This window comes from Burkholderia stabilis, assembly GCF_001742165.1.
GTDB classification, from domain to species: Bacteria; Pseudomonadota; Gammaproteobacteria; order Burkholderiales; family Burkholderiaceae; genus Burkholderia; species Burkholderia stabilis.
The window spans coordinates 544,680-561,023 of the sequence record NZ_CP016444.1 but is presented as its reverse complement, the minus strand read 5'-3'; the positions used below and the strand labels follow the sequence as shown (position 1 = coordinate 561,023).

General features: G+C 65.3%; 13 protein-coding genes. 1 reads left to right on the top strand and 12 read right to left on the bottom strand.

The annotated features are described in order from the left end of the window. Positions 1-6 precede the first annotated feature (6 nt). The 7 genes from BBJ41_RS35060 to BBJ41_RS35030 form a co-directional block, all read right to left on the bottom strand. Positions 7-303 carry an EthD family reductase gene (locus tag BBJ41_RS35060; RefSeq protein ID WP_069750900.1) on the bottom strand — a complete coding sequence of 99 codons (297 nt, stop codon included), beginning with the start codon at positions 301-303 and terminating at the stop codon, positions 7-9. A 36-nt stretch (positions 304-339) separates the two neighbouring features. Then, positions 340-1,047: a hypothetical protein gene (locus BBJ41_RS35055; protein WP_236872207.1), complete on the bottom strand. Its 708-nt coding sequence runs from the start codon at positions 1,045-1,047 to the stop codon at positions 340-342. 240 nt (positions 1,048-1,287) lie between these two features. Continuing rightward, entirely contained in the window at positions 1,288-2,979 is a 1,692-nt protein-coding gene (locus BBJ41_RS35050; protein WP_069750898.1) for a long-chain fatty acid--CoA ligase, read from the bottom strand. A gap of 146 nt (positions 2,980-3,125) precedes the next feature. Beyond that, on the bottom strand, positions 3,126-4,796 hold the full coding sequence (locus tag BBJ41_RS35045) for a GMC family oxidoreductase (protein ID WP_069750897.1): 1,671 nt from the start codon (positions 4,794-4,796) through the stop codon (positions 3,126-3,128). Positions 4,797-4,825: 29 nt separating this feature from the next. After that, complete coding sequence (locus tag BBJ41_RS35040; protein WP_069750896.1) at positions 4,826-6,247, bottom strand: coniferyl aldehyde dehydrogenase; 1,422 nt, start codon at positions 6,245-6,247, stop codon at positions 4,826-4,828. 169 nt (positions 6,248-6,416) lie between these two features. Beyond that, on the bottom strand, positions 6,417-7,373 hold the full coding sequence (locus tag BBJ41_RS35035; RefSeq protein ID WP_083282110.1) for an alpha/beta fold hydrolase: 957 nt from the start codon (positions 7,371-7,373) through the stop codon (positions 6,417-6,419). Between the two features lie 2 nt (positions 7,374-7,375). Next, entirely contained in the window at positions 7,376-8,902 is a 1,527-nt protein-coding gene (locus BBJ41_RS35030; protein ID WP_069750895.1) for a flavin-containing monooxygenase, read from the bottom strand. 109 nt (positions 8,903-9,011) lie between these two features. On the opposite strand from BBJ41_RS35030, the gene BBJ41_RS35025 reads away from it, so the two are divergent. Continuing rightward, on the top strand, positions 9,012-10,295 hold the full coding sequence (locus tag BBJ41_RS35025) for a PucR family transcriptional regulator (RefSeq protein ID WP_236872206.1): 1,284 nt from the start codon (positions 9,012-9,014) through the stop codon (positions 10,293-10,295). A gap of 204 nt (positions 10,296-10,499) precedes the next feature. On the opposite strand, the gene BBJ41_RS35020 is transcribed toward BBJ41_RS35025, so the two are convergent. From BBJ41_RS35020 to BBJ41_RS35000, 5 genes are all read right to left on the bottom strand, one after another. Then, positions 10,500-11,159, bottom strand: coding sequence for a TetR/AcrR family transcriptional regulator (locus tag BBJ41_RS35020; RefSeq protein ID WP_069750893.1), 660 nt, complete (start codon positions 11,157-11,159; stop codon positions 10,500-10,502). A 34-nt stretch (positions 11,160-11,193) separates the two neighbouring features. Further along, on the bottom strand, positions 11,194-12,543 hold the full coding sequence (locus tag BBJ41_RS35015) for an NAD(P)/FAD-dependent oxidoreductase (protein WP_069751458.1): 1,350 nt from the start codon (positions 12,541-12,543) through the stop codon (positions 11,194-11,196). A gap of 104 nt (positions 12,544-12,647) precedes the next feature. Next, positions 12,648-13,616 (bottom strand): WD40/YVTN/BNR-like repeat-containing protein, encoded by a 969-nt coding sequence (locus BBJ41_RS35010; protein WP_069750892.1) that lies wholly within the window; start codon positions 13,614-13,616, stop codon positions 12,648-12,650. 27 nt (positions 13,617-13,643) lie between these two features. After that, a complete protein-coding gene (locus BBJ41_RS35005; protein WP_069750891.1) occupies positions 13,644-13,928 on the bottom strand; it encodes a hypothetical protein in 285 nt (94 codons plus the stop codon). 31 nt (positions 13,929-13,959) lie between these two features. Then, a complete protein-coding gene (locus BBJ41_RS35000) occupies positions 13,960-16,320 on the bottom strand; it encodes an efflux RND transporter permease subunit (protein WP_069750890.1) in 2,361 nt (786 codons plus the stop codon). Positions 16,321-16,344: the final 24 nt, after the last annotated feature.

Sequence of the window (16,344 nt, the reverse complement as noted above, 5' to 3'; positions counted from 1 at the left end):
GACCTGTCAGTCGTCCGCGCGGAAAATCGTCGGCGTGATATCGGTGAAATTCTTCACGTCGCTCATCACCTCGCGAGTTTCACCGGAAGAGAGCGCCATATCGATTCCTGCCTGATCGCCGAAACGCAGTATCGCCACGCAAACGAAGGGTTGCCGGGTCGATGACGGAAACAGGAATTCGGCAGATTGCAGACCGAACTTGCTCCACGCCGTGCCGACGAGTTGACCATGCTTCGAGAGGTAATACTCGCGGTCGAAGGTCGCTCCTTCCGTGCGTGGGTAGCTCACGATCAAGGTAGACATATCCAGTCCTCCATTGAGATGTGTTCGAGCGTTGCATCAGGCGATCGCGCCAGCACCTTGCACGCGTGCCGGAACTTTTCGTGCGCGGCGAAGCAACTGCAAGCCGAACCACACCATCCACAACGGCAACAGGAGGACGACGACGATCTCGCTCACACCCGTCACGGCTTCGTATTCCGGAAAGAATCCGGACACAAAAATGACCGCGAAAAACCATGCAACGATCTTCAGCAAGAATGACCCGTTCCAACCGGATTTTTTCAGCTGATTGGCGACGATCGGCGCCCAGAAGAACACCAGCGGGCCTTCGGTCCACCACAACCCATTTTGCGTGCCGTTGGCGACCGTCGTCCATGCTGCCGCGGCGGCGGCCCTCGTTGCGTCGTCTCCGCCCGCATACATTTGCGCCAGCGGATTGAGCACCGACAACTGCAGTGCCGCGCCCGTGATGCCGAGCACCGCATACGCCCCGATCCCGAACGCGATCATGTAACCCAGCGAGCCGAGTTCATCCTTGAAGGTGTGCAGGAAGTACCCGCCGATCACGAGCACCGCGAGATAGAAGCCGAACACGTCGGCCAGCATCGACAAGCGAAACAGGTCGCGCATGTCGGACGGCAAGCTCAGCATGGTCGCACCGTGCAGCAACATGCCCATATCCGTGCCGGCCACCATCGATACCAGCCCGACGTTCGCGTAGGCCAGCAGGCCGCCGATGATCGCGCTCCATGCCGTGAAGCGCATGACCTTGTATGAATCGTTCCTCATTCTCTTTCTCCGTACACCATGTCCGGCTCCCGCGCAGGGAACCCTTCGATAACAGTGACCGACCCGATCGGACGACTTCGCAAACCGGGCCGTCCGATTGGTAGTTCACATTAACAATGATAGGTCGTCATGACAAACATAAAATCAACGCAACACATGAGGAACTTCCCTCATGGCTGCTTCATCCAGGTCGACGCGTAACGCGTCGCGGGTCAGTCACACCACTGCGTTGCCTTGAGCCGCGGCTGTCGCGGCCTCTTCCCTTTCCTGCAGTTCCCGCCACATGATCTTCCCGGATCCGGATTTCGGCAGCGCATCGACGAATTCGACGATTCGCGGAACCTTGTAGGACGCCATATGATCGCGCACCCATGCAATCACGTCGTCGGGCGTCACCCCGTCGGGGTATGCCGGGTCCAGCACGACGAATGCCTTGACGGTCTCGCCTCGATGCGCGCTGCGCGTGCCGATCACGCACACTTCCTTGATCGCCGGATGGCGGTACATCATCGTCTCGACTTCGGCCGGCCACACCTTGTAGCCCGATGCGTTGATCATCCGCTTCAGCCGGTCGGCCATGAAGAAATAGCCGTCCGCATCGACGCGGCCGAGGTCGCCGGTGCGCAGGAAGCGCTTGCCGTCGATCTCGACGAACGCGTCCCTCGTAGCATCCGGATTGCGCCAGTACCCTTGCATCAGTTGCGGCGCATTCATGACGATCTCGCCCACCTCCCCTTGCGGCACCGGCTGGAACGTAATCGGATCGACGATCCGCGCATCGACGTCGAACACCGGAATGCCGAGACACTGCGGCTTGGGGCGTGCCGGCGGATTGATGTGCGTCGCGGCAATCGTTTCCGACATCCCGTAGCCTTCGACGTAATCGAGCCCGACCGCGTCCTTGAGCTTCCGGGCGATCGCGTCCGGCATTGCCGCGCCACCGCCGCGCAACGAGCGCAGGCTCGACAGGTCGTATTCCTGCAAGTTCGGATTCGACAGGAAATCCACCATCATCGTCGAGATCGACTGCCATACCGATACGCGGTTGCGGCCGATCGCGCGGCCCGCGGCATCGCGGTCCCATCTCGGCAGCACGACGACGGTCGACCCGCGGTACAGCGGGCCGTTCAGCCCGCCCTGCATGCCGGTGACATGGAACAGCGGCAGCACCGCCAGGTGGATCGCGTCTTCAGGATCGTCGAACCAGTCGACGAAGCCCGCCGCCGTACACATGACGCTTCGATGCGTATGCACGCAGCCTTTCGGCTTGCCCGTCGTGCCGGACGTGTAGGGCATCAGGCAGATGTCGTCCGGGCCCGCCGTCAGTTCGCCCGGCGCCAGTTCCGCAGCGAGCGCATCGCGCCAGTGGACCACGCCCGGCCCGTCGACGTGGCGCGGCGCAGCCACGAAATCGGGCAACGCGACGGCCGAAGGTTGCGCCACGTAGTCGCCATACGTCGCCACGACGACGTTCGCGAGGCCACTCGCGCCGCCCACGAGCGGCGCGATGCGCGGATACAGGTCCTGCGCGACGAACGCCGTGCTCGCACCGCTATCCTCGATGTAATGCGCCAGCTCGTCGGTCATGTTCATCGGATTGACCGGAACGACCACCGCGTTCGCACGCAGGATGCCGTAGTACGCGATCATCCATTGCGGGCTGTTCTGCATGTACAGCAGCACGCGGTCACCCGCTTTCACCCCGCACCGTTGCTGCAGGAAGCCTGCCACGTGCTCGGCTTCACGCTGGAAGCGCGCGAACGAGACCGGCGTGTCATAGAAAAGAATGAACGGCTTGTCGGGATGACGCGCCGCCGCGGCCTCCACGTGACGAAACAGGTTGGTCGCGGGCGGCACCTGATGCGCGGCCAGATGCGCGGGCCAGAATGGCGATCGGATGGCAGACATGATTCGGCAACTCTTCGTCAAAACTGCGGGTGATAAATGGCATCGACGGGACGCGTCGTCCCGACGCTGCATGCACGCATTCGCTTGGTCGCGTGAAAGTCCGACGCAGATGACAATCCGACTTTCACCGTGATCGGACTTTCACCCTATCGGCCGGCCGCGATGCCCGACGTCGTGAACCGGCGCGTTTCCACCGCTGCCGTGCGCACCGCGGGCGCCACGCGGCTCACGCCGCGCATCATGTCGACCGCCTTCTCCGCGATCATGATGGTGGGCGCATTGGTGTTGCCGCCGATCAGTGTCGGCATCACCGATGCATCGACGATGCGCAGCCCGTCGATGCCATGTACACGCAACTGCGGATCGACCACGGCCATCGCGTCCTGCCCCATGCGGCATGTGCCGACCGGGTGATAGACGGTATCCGTGCGCTTGCGCAGCACGGCCCGGATCTCGTCGTCGCTGTGCACGTCGCGCGTGAACATGTCCCGCGTGATCCACTCCGCGAGCGCGGGCGCATTCATGAGGCTGCGCGTGATCTTGAAGCCCGCCACCATGTCCTCCAGATCCCGCGGATCGTCGAGGAACGCGGGGTCGATCAGCGGCGCGGCAGCCGGGTCGCGGTTGAGCAGCGTGACCGAGCCGCGGCTGCGCGGGCGCAGCAGGCACACGTGGCAGGACAGCCCGTGACCCAGGTGCATGCGTCGCGCGTGGTCGTCGACCAGCGCCACCAGGAAATGCAGCTGGATGTCGGGCGCGTCGAGGCCCGGTTGCGTCTTCAGGAACGCGCCGCCTTCGGCGAAATTCGACGTCAGCATGCCGCGCCGTTCACGGCGAAAGCGCATGATCTCGCGCAGCATTCGCGCGCTGCCGCCCAGCGAGATGCCCATCGTATCGAGGCTGCGCGTGCGGTAGCTGAAGATGAAGTCGGGGTGATCCTGCAGGTTGCGGCCCACGCCGGGCAGATTGTGCAGCGTCTCGATGCCGACGCGCGCGAGCTCGCCCTTCGGGCCGATACCGGACAGCATCAGCAGTTGCGGCGTCTGCAGCGCGCCCGCTGCCAGCACCACCTCGCGCCGGGCGCGAAATGTCTTCAGCGTGCCTTTCTGCAGCACTTCCACACCCACCGCACGCTTGCCCTCGAACAGGATGCGCCGGACCTGCGCGTGCGTCTCGACGGCGAGATTGGCGCGTTTGCCGAGGTGCGGGAACAGATAGCCGCGCGCCGCGCTCCACCGCTCGCCCTGCTTCTGCGTGACCTGGTAGATGCCGACGCCTTCCTGCTGCGCGCCGTTGAAATCGTCCGTCAGCGGCAGGCCGGCCTGGCGGGCAGCCGTCAGGAAGCGCGCCTGGAACGGGTTGTCGGAACGCAGGTCGCTGACCCACAGCGGGCCGTCCTGGCCGTGCCACTCGTCGTTGATGCGCTCGTTGTGCTCGCTCAGACGAAAGTAAGGCAGCACTTCGTCATACGACCAGCCGGGATTGCCGAGCGCAGCCCACGTGTCGTAGTCGCTGCGGTGGCCGCGAATGTAGACCATCGCGTTGATCGCGGACGAACCGCCCAGCGCCTTGCCGCGCGGCTGATAGCCGACGCGCCCGCCGAGCCCGCGCTGCGGCACCGTGTCGAACGCCCAGTTGTTGAGGCGGGTCGGCAACATCGCGACCGTGCCGGCCGGGATGTTGATCGCCATGTCGTTGCCGCTGCCTCCCGCTTCCAGCAGGCAGACGGTGGTGTTCGGGTCTTCGGTCAGGCGCCCTGCTACCACGCTGCCGCCTGAGCCTCCGCCCACGACGATGTAGTCGAACTGATGATTCATGGCATTTCTCTCGATACAGGATTCGGAGGTCACGCGAGACGCGACAGCGTGCGCAGCAGCAAATCGAAGACACGACCGTACGGCGGATGGAACAGCACGGCGCCGTTCAAGCGGGTCTGGTGAAACACCGGCTTCAGTTTGCTGAAGGTGTCGAAGCCCCACTGCCCGTGATAGGCGCCCATGCCGCTCTGCCCGACGCCGCCGAACGGCTGGTTTTCTTGCACCAGGTGCCACAGGCAGTCGTTGATCGTGACGCCGCCGGACACCGTCTCGCGCAACACGCGATCGCGGCGCGACGCGTCTTCGCCGAACCAGTACAGCGCCAGCGGACGCGCGCGGTCCTGAATGTAGGCCAGCGCATCGTCGAGATTCGCGTATTCGACGATCGGCAGAACGGGGCCGAAGATCTCTTCGTTCATCAGCCGCGTATCAGCCGGCGCGCCGACCACGATCGTGGGCGCGAATTTTCGCGACGACGTGCCGAACGATTCGCCGGCCGGGTTGACTTCGAGGATGCGCGCGCCCGCGCGACGTGCTTCGTCGACCATGTCGGCGAGGCGTGCGCGGTGGCGTGCGCTGATGATGGCCGTGTAGTCGGGATTGGCGGCGAGCGTCGGATACAGGCGCGCGACGGCCCGCGACAGCTGCGACGCGACACGGTCGGCCATTCCGGTGGGCACGAGCAGGTAATCGGGCGCGACGCAGGTCTGGCCCGCGTTGAGCAGCTTGCCGAACGCGATGCGCTGCGCGGCAATCGCGACGTTGCACGACGCATCGAGGATGGCCGGCGATTTGCCGCCGAGCTCGAGCGTCACGGGCGTCAGGTTGGCCGCGGCCGCCTGTGCGACGACACGCCCCACCTGGGTCGAACCGGTGAAGAACAGGTGATCGAACGGCAGGCCGGCAAACGCCTTGCCCAGTTCGACGTCGCCCACCACGACGTCCAGCTCGTCCGGCGCAAAGGTCTCGCGCGCCATCGACACGAGCAGGTCGGAGAGCGCCGGCGTAAGCTCGGACGGCTTGATCAATACGCGATTGCCGGCGGCGAGCGCCGCGAGTGCCGGCCCGAGCGAAAGCTGCAGCGGGTAGTTCCACGGCGAGATGATGCCCGTCACGCCCAGCGGTTGCGGCACGAGCCGGTTGTAGCCGGGACGGAAATGCAGCGCGGTCGGCACGCGGCGCGCCCGCATCCAGTGCTTCAGGTGCCGGCGCGCGTGCCTGATACCGGCGCGCACGATGAACACCTCCGCCAGCCGCGTCTCGTGAGCCGAGCGGCCCTGAAAATCGGCGTCGATGGCGCATACGATGTCGTGCTCGTGCGTATCGAGCCACGCAGCAAGCCGTTCGAGGCGCGCCAGCCGGGTGGCCAGCGCCGGGTTCGGCTCCAGTGCGAAAGCGCGGCGCTGGCGCTCGAAGCGCGCTGCAAGGTCGGTTGGGTAGCCTTGATGCATGGTGTCTCCTCCGGCTTGTCGATCGTGCGATCGCGTCGCGTCACGACGACAAGCGGCTTGCAAAATGTTCCTGGTTCTCACGCGGCGACGGGCCGGTTCGGTGGCCGGCGATGGCGTGAGCGCTGCGTCCCGGCGTCACGCGCGGATCGCCTGCCGCAAGCGAGCCGGCTCACGCAATGTGCCTGCCGGCGCGTACGGGTTCCGCGGTAGCGCGTGTCGCACGGCGCCGGATATGACCATCGATCAGACTCGTCAGCAGCGGCACGACGCCATCGGGAATGTCATGCCCCATGCCGCGCACCGTGACCATGTCGGCACCCGCGATGGCTGCGGCGGTCGCGACGCCGCCGCTTGGCGCGACCAGCAGGTCGCGATCGCCGTGCACGACCAGCGTCGGCGCCTGGATTCGCCGGAGTTCGTCGGTCCGGTCTCCTGAATTGATGATCGCGCCGATCTGGCGGGTCGTGCTCTCATGGTCGCGCGCCTGCTGGCCGCGATCCCACGCCTGGGCCGCGTACGCGCGTCGTGCGACGTCATCCGCGGGATACGCCTGCGTGCCGATGTGGGCCATGATGCGGCTGTACTGCTCCACCGCCGCTTCGCGCGTGCGCGGCGGCGGCGCGGTCAGCATCAGCATGCTGGACATGGCCGGCTGTCCGACCTCGCGCGCGCCGGTCGTGGAAATGATGGAGGTGAGCGACAGCACGCGTTGCGGATAGCCCGCGGCGAGCACCTGGCCGATCATGCCGCCCATCGACATGCCGACGACATGCGCGCGCGCCACCTGCAGGCTGTCGAGCAAGCCAATCGTGTCCTGCGCCATGTCATTCAGGTCGTAGCCGTCCTTGACGGGCCGGCGCAGGAATTGCTGGAGCACACTCGGCCCCGGCAGCGGGATGCGGGACGAGCGCCCGACATCGCGATTGTCGAACACGATCACGCGATAGCCGCATTGAATCAGCGCGCCGATCAGCGCAGGCGGCCAGAAAGTCAACTGCAGCGTCATGCCCGCGATCAGCAGCAACGGCTCGCCGTCGTCGGGCCCGTAGGTGCGATAGCAGAGGCGCACTCCGCTCGACAGATCGCAGAACGCGTCCTGGATCTCTTCCATGGCGTGGATCGTCATGATCAGGCTCCGACGGCCCGACGGGCCACGACGCGATCCGTTCCGCCCGCTGCCTGCGCATACCGGAAGCGCAGGCACGGATCTTCGATCGGGCCATGCCGCAGGATCTTGACATCGACGTGATAGTCCATCGACATGATCCACGGCGTGCCGGGGCCCTGACGCGGCAGGCCGCCGATCGCGCGCTGCACGTACCCGGCACCGAAATCGAGCAACGGGCGCGTCGGCATATCGCTGTCCGGCAATTCAGGCATGCAGACCGCGTAGCCGCCGCGCTCCATATGCGTCAGCAAACGGCAGAAGTGTTCGGCCAGCAGCCCGACCTTCATCGTCCACGACGAATTCGTATAGCCGATCGAGAACCCGAAATTCGGCACGCCGCTGAGCATCATGCCTTTGAAAGCCACCTTGCTGTGGAGATCGACCGGTTCGCCGTCGACCGTCAGCTTGATCCCGCCGAAGAACCTGACGCTGAGCCCGGTCGCCGTGACGATGATATCGGCGGGCAATGTCTGCCCGGATTCAAGCACGATGCCCGTTTCCGTGAAGGTCTTGATGCGGTCCGTCACGACCGACGCGCGGCCATCGCGGATCGACTTGAAGAGATCACCGTCCGGCACCGCGCACAGGCGCTGGTCCCACGGGTTGTACGGCGGGTTGAAGTGGACGTCGACCGGATAATCCTTCGGCAACTGGCGCTTGTTCATGTAGCGGATCAGGCGCCGTGCAGCCTGCGGACGCGACCGGCAGAAGCGCCAGATGAAGCGGGAAATCGCGACATTCTTCCGCCGCACGATCGCGTAGGCCCACTTGTGAGGCATGATCTTGCGCAGCGTATTGGCAATGATGTCTTCCGACGGCAGGCTCACCACGTAGGTCGGCGTGCGCTGCAGCATCGTCACGTGCCCGGCCTTGCCGGCCATCGCCGGCAACAGCGTGACGGCAGTCGCGCCACTGCCGATCACCACCACGCGCTTGCCGCTGTAGTCGAGATCTTCCGGCCAGTGCTGCGGGTGAACCACCGGGCCGCCGAAGTTCTCGATCCCGTCGAGTTTCGGCGTGTAGCCTTCGTCGTGGCGATAGAAGCCCGCGGCGCTGAAGAACCACTTGGCCAGGATCGTCTTGCGTTCGCCGGTATCGAGGCGCTCGACTTCGACGCTCCACAGAGCCTGCGCACTCGACCAGCTTGCCTGGATCACCTTGTGATTCATGCGGATGTGACGATCGATCCCGTATTCGGCTGCCGTCTCTCTCAGGTACGAAAGGATCGCATCCGCTCCGGCGATCGCCTTCTTGTCGGCCCACGGCTTGAAACCGTAGCCATAGGTATGCATGTCCGAGTCGGAGCGGATGCCCGGATAACGGAACAGGTCCCATGTGCCGCCGGTCGCGGCACGCGCTTCCAGAATGAGGTACGTCGTGCCGGGGCGGTCCGTCTCGAGTTGACGCGCAACGCCGATACCGGAAAGGCCGGCGCCTACGATGAGCACATCCACATGCTCGGTGGACGGAAGAGGGTGTACGGTCACGGCTTGTCTCCAGATCGCGTCGAAATGCGCTATGTGACGTTATTGTTATCAACCGAATTAGCTCAAACAAGGTGTCGAACGCACAGTACGCGACTACAATTGGTGCAACTTGCACCTCTTCGTTTGCGTCTTGCCTGCCATGTCCCAGAACCTCCCCCCCGTTACCCCGCCGCCATGGCCGATGCCGTCGCCCCGCATCCGGGAATTGATGCGCCAGGGTGCCGAGATCGCGCTGAATGTGCAGACGGAATGGCTGCAGGAACTGGACAAGGAGAACGTGGCGGCCAGCACGACGATGAGCGACCCCGTGCTCGCGGCGGCCGTACGCCGGATCAACCGCAACGGGCTGATTCACTGGGCAACCTCCAACCTCGAGAACCCTTGCGCGCCGGTCTCCCGCTTTCTGTCCGCCGACATGCTGAGCAGTGCGCAGGAACTGGTGCGGCGCGGCCTGACCGACCTCGTGTTCGTCGCGGCCCGTTCGTCGCAGAGCGTCGTGTGGCAACGCTGGATGGAGCTCGCGTTTGCGTTGACCCAGGACCCGGAAGAACTGCGCGAATTCCTCGCCGTGTCGTCACGTTCGATCGCGACTTTCATCGACACCAACATGGTGGGCATGGCGGAGTTCATGCGCGCCGAACGCGAAGCCCGACTGCGCGGCACTCACGCCGACCGGCGCGAACTCGTCACGCAGATCGTCGAAGGCGCAACCATCAGCGCGCAAGAGGCCAGCCGGCGCCTGGGCTATACGCTGGAGCAGCGCCATCACGCCGCGATCGTCTGGAGCGAGGAAGCGGATATCGAGCTGGGGTTGCTGGAACGGGCAGCCGATGCGCTGGCCCAGTGCGCGGGCACGCGCAATGCGCTGGTCGTCGTCGCGAACACGGCGACGTTGTGGGTCTGGACGTATCACGACGGCAAACCGCTCGACATGCTTTCGCTGCAGCGTGCGATCAAGCTGCTGCCCGGCGTGCACATGGCCGTCGCAACCGCCGGGAGCGGCATGGAAGGATTCCGGCACGGCCACCTGGATGCCCTGGCGACACAGCGGTTGCTCGGCAGGCTCCATGCCGGCGTCGGCGTGGTACACGCCGACAGCATGAGCCTGATCGCACTGATGACGAACCATATGGAATCCGTACAACAGTTCGTCACCAATACGCTGGGCAACCTGGCCACCGCCGACAAATCGCTGCGCGCTGCGCTGCGCGCGTTTCTCGCGGAAGGCTGCAGCGTGACCGACGCAGCCGAGAAAACCCATGTTCACCGCAACACGCTGCTGCGCCGGCTCGAGCGCGCCGAGTCGCTGCTGCCCCGCCCGCTCGCACAGCAGCGTCTGCACGTCGCGGCTGCGCTGGAGGTGCTGTACTGGATCGCCAGCGATCCGGATTGATGGCGGTGAATGCGTCGAGACCGCTCTTCACATGCGGATGACGTGTGCAAACGGCCGGTGACGCGTAACGGGCAGCTGCCGTCAGCTCAACACGTCTCTGCCGCTATCGCACGGTCCCGGCCCGGCGCACCCGGCACGATATCGCGCAACCGCGCCGTGACCGGGGCGCCTACTCGCAACTCACCGTCACCGCAGGAGGTTGCCTCAAGGTCGCTTTCCGTAGATGAGGCAATGGGCCGTCTCCATGAACATCGCATCCAGCCGCTGCGTAAATCGCGCTGACCCGGATTGCATCGTCAGGCCGTCGGCGGTCGCAATCAACAGCGTGGCAACGTGCAGGCCGTCGGCCGCGTCGAACGCCGGATTGACGGTGCGCAACAGCGCCGCGATCTCGCGCGTCAGTGTGTCGTACCATCCGTCGAACAGCTTGAGGCACTCTGGATCGATGGCGGCGAACGACAGGAAATGCCTGAACAGCGCGCCGTATTGCGCATCCTTCGCATCGCTCAGCGAGCGTGCCAGCACGCGTTCGAGTACGTCGTCCGGCGATGCATCGCTATCGAGCACGCGTTTCAGCTCGACCAGGTACGCATCGATGACCGGTTCGATCACGGCCCGCAGCACGGCCAGACGGGTCGGGAAGTAGTACTGCAAATTGCTCACGCTGATTCCGGCACCGGCGGCGACTGCGCGTTGCGAGAAGGTCAGCGGGCCACCTTTCAGCAGGAGTTCCCGTGCGACGCGAACGATCGTGTTACGCGTACGCAGGCCCTGGGCCCGCAAGCCGTCGAGATCGCTGCCTGACGAAGCGGCACGCGTCGGGCGCCGCCTTCTGCCACCGTGGTGTGCTTTGGGTTCGGTCATCGTGTTCGGTCCGTCGTGACGATGTCGCACGACGCTATCCGCGATCCGCGTGGCGATTCACGCGCTCGTCGAGCAAGTTCGCGACGCCCAGCACTGCCTTGATCGAGCACCAGCGCAGCGGCTCCGGCGGTAGCGTGGGCGTGCGGTGCGTGAGCGTCGTGAGCAGTGGCGACTCCGCGCCGCTGATCCGGTCGGCCAGCACCTGCCCGATCAGCGACTGCGTGCCGACGCCGTGCCCCGAGCATCCAGCCGTGTAGAACACGTTGCCGTGCGTGCCGGTCGCGCCGACCACCGGCAGTGCATCGCTGGCAATCGAGATATAGCCGCTCCAGCACGCACGCACCGGCTGGTTGCCCAGTTGCGGAAAACGCGCGTGCAACGTCGCGAGCAGTGCGCGATAGGCCGCTTCGTCCGCTACGTTCGGCGTACGCGATCCATAAACGTAATCCAGCCGCTTGGTTGTCACCAACAGCGTATTCCGCGCAGTGAGCCGGTGGCTCTCCATCGTCAAGTGCGGTGTCACGATTCCTTCGCGATTTGGCCAGCCCAGTGCCGCCAGTTGCGCATCGGACAACGGCTCGGTTTCGAGAGCGGACACGCGCAGCGGCATCACCTTGTTGCCAAGCAAGCCGAGTTGCGGCGTATACGCATTGGTGGCGAGCACCATGACAGGTGCGCTTGCGCTGCCGCGCGCCGTCCGGACTCGCACGGTCTCGCCCGCGTCGAAGTCGAGCAGCGCGGTGTTCTCGTAAAGCCTCACACCCGCCGCGAGCGCCGCGCGCCGCAAGCCCGTCACGTACTTGCCGGGGTCGAGCGTGCCGCCGCCGGGGATGTAGCAGCCGAACAGGAACGCAGGTGGAATCCCGCGTGCGCGCATCGCCGCACCATCGAGATACTGAGCGGGCGAACCAAGCGCGATGCCGGTCTCCATGTTCTCGCGCAAGCGCTTCTCCTGCGACGGATGCACGCCGGCGCGGACAATGCCCGACGCGCGGTAGTCACAGTCGATCCCGTATTCGACGAGCTTGCGTTCGACGTAGACCACGCCCTCGTCATAGAATCCGACGATTCGTTTCGCCTGCTCGTGCCCCACGCGTTTCACGAACAGCTCGTATTCAAGCCCCTGCCCGCCCGCGAGATAGCCGGCATTGCGCCCGCTCGCGCCGAAGCCCGCGAACTCACGCTCGATCACGACGACGCTGGCGCCGCGCGCGGTCAGTTCCAGCGCAGTGGACAGGCCAGCGAAGCCGGCGCCCACGACGACCACGTCCGCACGAACATCGCCTTCCAGCTGAGGCTGGATGTTGTCCGGCCGCTCGATCCACCCGCCGATGGGCCGGTACATTTGCAACGCACGATCTGCGTGCGATGCATCGAACCGCATGGCATTGCCGGGCGATTCATCCCGAATCCTGTACTGCGAATCGCTCATGTTTGCCTCCATCACTCAGTTTTGCCGATAAAAATCCCGTGCAGCTCGAGTTGCAATCAAGGCGACGTCAACACGCCGTCCTGCGAGAACAGCATTGGCGTGCCGCCCTTGCCGGGCAGCGCGGCAGTCAGCGTCGCACGATCCGGTCGCTGCGCGACCTCGACCGTTGCGGCCCCGGCCCGCTGCTTCAACACCAGGCCATCGAGCCCGACGCCGACCAGGCCGTCGCCTGCCGCCATCAGATCGGCGATCGAACTCCGCGTGCGACTGTCGACGGCCGTCCAGCTCGCGCCACCGTCGCTGCTCTGGTACAGGCTGCCGAGCAACCCACCGACCACGATCCGGCCATCGGGCATCGCGACGCCCGACCACAACGTGCCCTTGCCGCCGGTCGGCAGATAGGTCCAGTTCGTGCCCCCATCGGCCGACTTGAGCACCATCCCCTGTTCCGACGCGACGTAAAGCGCGTGTGCGGCGTCGGCAAACACGTGATAGAGATTGCGGTCGGCCTTGCCGCCGCCGGGCGGTTTCGGCAGCGTCGTACGCGCCCACGTCTTGCCGCCGTCATGGGTCTGCAGCATCAGCGACCACAGGCCGACCGCAATGCCGTCCTGCGCATTCGTGAACAGCACCGAGAACAGCGGCTGGTCGACCGACGTATCGAGCCGCTGCGTGACCCACGTGTCGCCGCCGTCGTCGGTCGCGAGAATCACGCCCCACTGGCCGACGGCCCAGCCGTGCTTCGCATCCGCGAACGACACGGCCGACAACGTCGCCGACACCGGCACGCGTCGTGCCTGACGCCAGGTCTTGCCGTCGTCATCGGACAGCAGCACGATGCCGTGCTCGCCGACCGCGACGACCCGCGACCCGGCACGCGTCGCGTCCATCAGCATCATGTGTGTCGGGGCGGCCCACGTGTGCGCGGGCTTCGCGGCCCAGGCCGCTACTGTTCCGTCCTGCGGTTGCGCGAAGACCGTCGCGGCGGCGCAGAGCGCGGTACAGCCAACCAGCATCTTGATCATGGTGAATCTCTGTAGTGTGTGCGGGCTTCAGTGGTTGAACAGCGACGACCAGCCAGCATTCGCTTCGTGAAGCACAACGACCGGCGGCTGGTCGGCACCCGGTGCGACCGCTGCCTGTCGCTCGGCCTTGCCGTCGTTCGACGACGCCGCGGCGCCCGTTTCCCCGGCCGCGGCATGGCGCACACCGGTGCGTGCCGTGTCGGTCGCGAACGCACGAGCCGGCGCGGTCGGGCTTGCGGCGGTTTCACGAAATCGCGGGATGGCAACCGCGACGATGCAAAGTGCGGCGCAAGCAGCCAGGGTCTTGACCATGCGGGAATCTCCGTCAGCGTGTTCGCAAGCTTCAGTGGCTGAACAAACCCGGCGCGCGGGCCGGCTTGCGGCGGGGGAACCAGCGTTCGAGCAGCGACGCGAGCGCGGGCAAAGCGGTCATCGCCATCACGAGGTTCACGATGAACATGAATGCGAGCAGCTTGCCCATGTCGGCCTGGAACTTGAGCGCGGAGAAGCTCCACGTCGCCACGCCGATCGCGAGCGTGATCGCCGTGAAGATCGTCGCGACGCCGACTTCGAGCATCGCGTGCTGCACCGCCTTCACGATCGTCTGCCCGCTCGCGAGATGCACCTGCAGCCGGTTGTAGATGTAGAACGCGTAATCGACGCCGATCCCCACGGCCAGCACCATCACCGGCAACGTTGCAACCGTCAGCCCGATCTGCAGTTCCTTCATGAACCAGTAGCCGATGAAGGTCGCGACCGACAGCGGCGCACAGCAGGCGATCATCGCGCGCCAGTCGCGATACGCGAGGAACACGAGGATCAGGATCGCGCCGTACACGTACAGCATCATCGGCAGCTCGCTGCCCGCGACTTCCTCGTTGGTCGCCGCCAGCACCCCCGCGTTGCCGGCCGCGAGCCGCACGGCGATGCCGGGGAACGGATGCGACGCGCGATACTGCTTCACGTCGTCGAGGATGCGGTTGATCGTCGTCGCCTTGTGGTCGGTCAGGAACAGGTGCACGGCCGACATCGTGCAGTCGGCCTTCATGAAGCCCTTCACGCGCCCGACGTCGACCGATACCGCCCCGTAGTTCTCCGGGTCGATCGGCACCACGTTCATCTTCGGATAGTCTTCGTTGTAGCCCTGGTTGTACGCGCGCAGCATGCCCGAGTACGACTGCACGGACACCACGCCCGGCTCGGTGCGCATGGCCGCCGCGAAATCGTCTTCGTACAGCCCGACCGCCGGGTTGTCGCAGCCCTTGCCGGCCGACTCGATCGCAACCGTCAGCCAGTCGAGGCCCATGTCGTAGTTGCCGGCGATCGCCGTTGCGTCGCGATTGAACCGTGCGTCCTCGCGCAGTTCCGGCGCGCCCGGCTGCAGCGTGCCGATCACGCGATCGCGGCTTTGCCACGCGGCCATCGCGAACACGACCAGCGTCAGTGCGACTGTCGCCCCCGCATACTTCGGCTGCGCGACGCGCGCCAGCGGGCGCAGCCATGCCGAGCGCCGCTCTCCGCGCTTGAGCGCGCTGTCCGCGTAGCGCTTCGTGAAGTTGAAGCAGGACGCGGCCACCGGCAGCAGGATCAGGTTCGTCACGATCTTGTATGCCACGCCGAGCGACGCGGTGATCGCCAGTTCACGCACCATCGGGATCGGGATCAGCAGCAGCGTGATGAACGACACGAACGCGGTGATCAGCGCCAGCACGCCCGGAATCAGCAACCCGCTGAAGCTGCGGCGCGCCGCCTCGTACGAACTGTGCCCGTGCGAAATCTCGCGCACGATGAAGTTCACCTGCTGCACACCGTGCGAAACACCGATCGCGAACACCAGGAACGGCACCAGCACCGCGAGCGGGTCGAGGCCGAAACCCAGCAGCTTCAGCGTGCCGAACTGCCAGACCAACGACGTCAGCGAGCACGCGATCAGCAGCACCGTGAAGCGCAGCGAATGGCAATACCAGTACACCGCAAGAGCGGTCAGCAGCAGCGCGATCGCGCAGAAGCCGAGTACGCCCTTCGCGCCGTCCGCGATGTCGCCGATCTGCTTCGCGAAGCCGATGATCTGGACTTCGTAGCCCGCATCCTCGAACGGCTGGCGGATCTTCTGTTCCAGCAAATGATTGAACGCGACGTAATCGAGCACCTTGCCCGCGCTGTCGTGCTCGTTCAGTTCTGCCGTGATCATCGCGCTGTCCTCGCCGTGCGACACGAGCGTGCCGACATAGCCGCCCAGTGTCGTCGCACGACGGATCTTCTCGACGATCTGCGGCGTCAGCTGATCCGGCGTGATCGTGCCGGAAATGATCGGTTCCGCGCGGAAACCCTCGTCGGTGATCTCGTTGACGAACGCATTCGACGTCCACAGCGAGCGCACGCCGATCCGGTCGACGTTCGGCAGGTAAGTCACCGCCTGCGTCACCTTGTACAGCCGTGTCAGGCCGTCCGGCGTCCAGATCGAGCCGTGCTTCGCGCGCACGACGACGGTGATCCGGTTCGCGCCGAGCAGGTCGTTCCGGTATTGCTGGAACGTGCGGATGTACTCATGGCCGATCGGCATCTGCTTTTCGAAGCCGGCATCCATACGCAGTTGCATCGCGAACACGGCCATCACGACGGTGAACAGGCCGATCGCCGCGAGCACGATCGCGCGATGACCGAAAAAAAGCCTTTCAAGGCGGCTGACCAGACGATTAAGCACTGCATGACCCCTTCATGTTTTCCG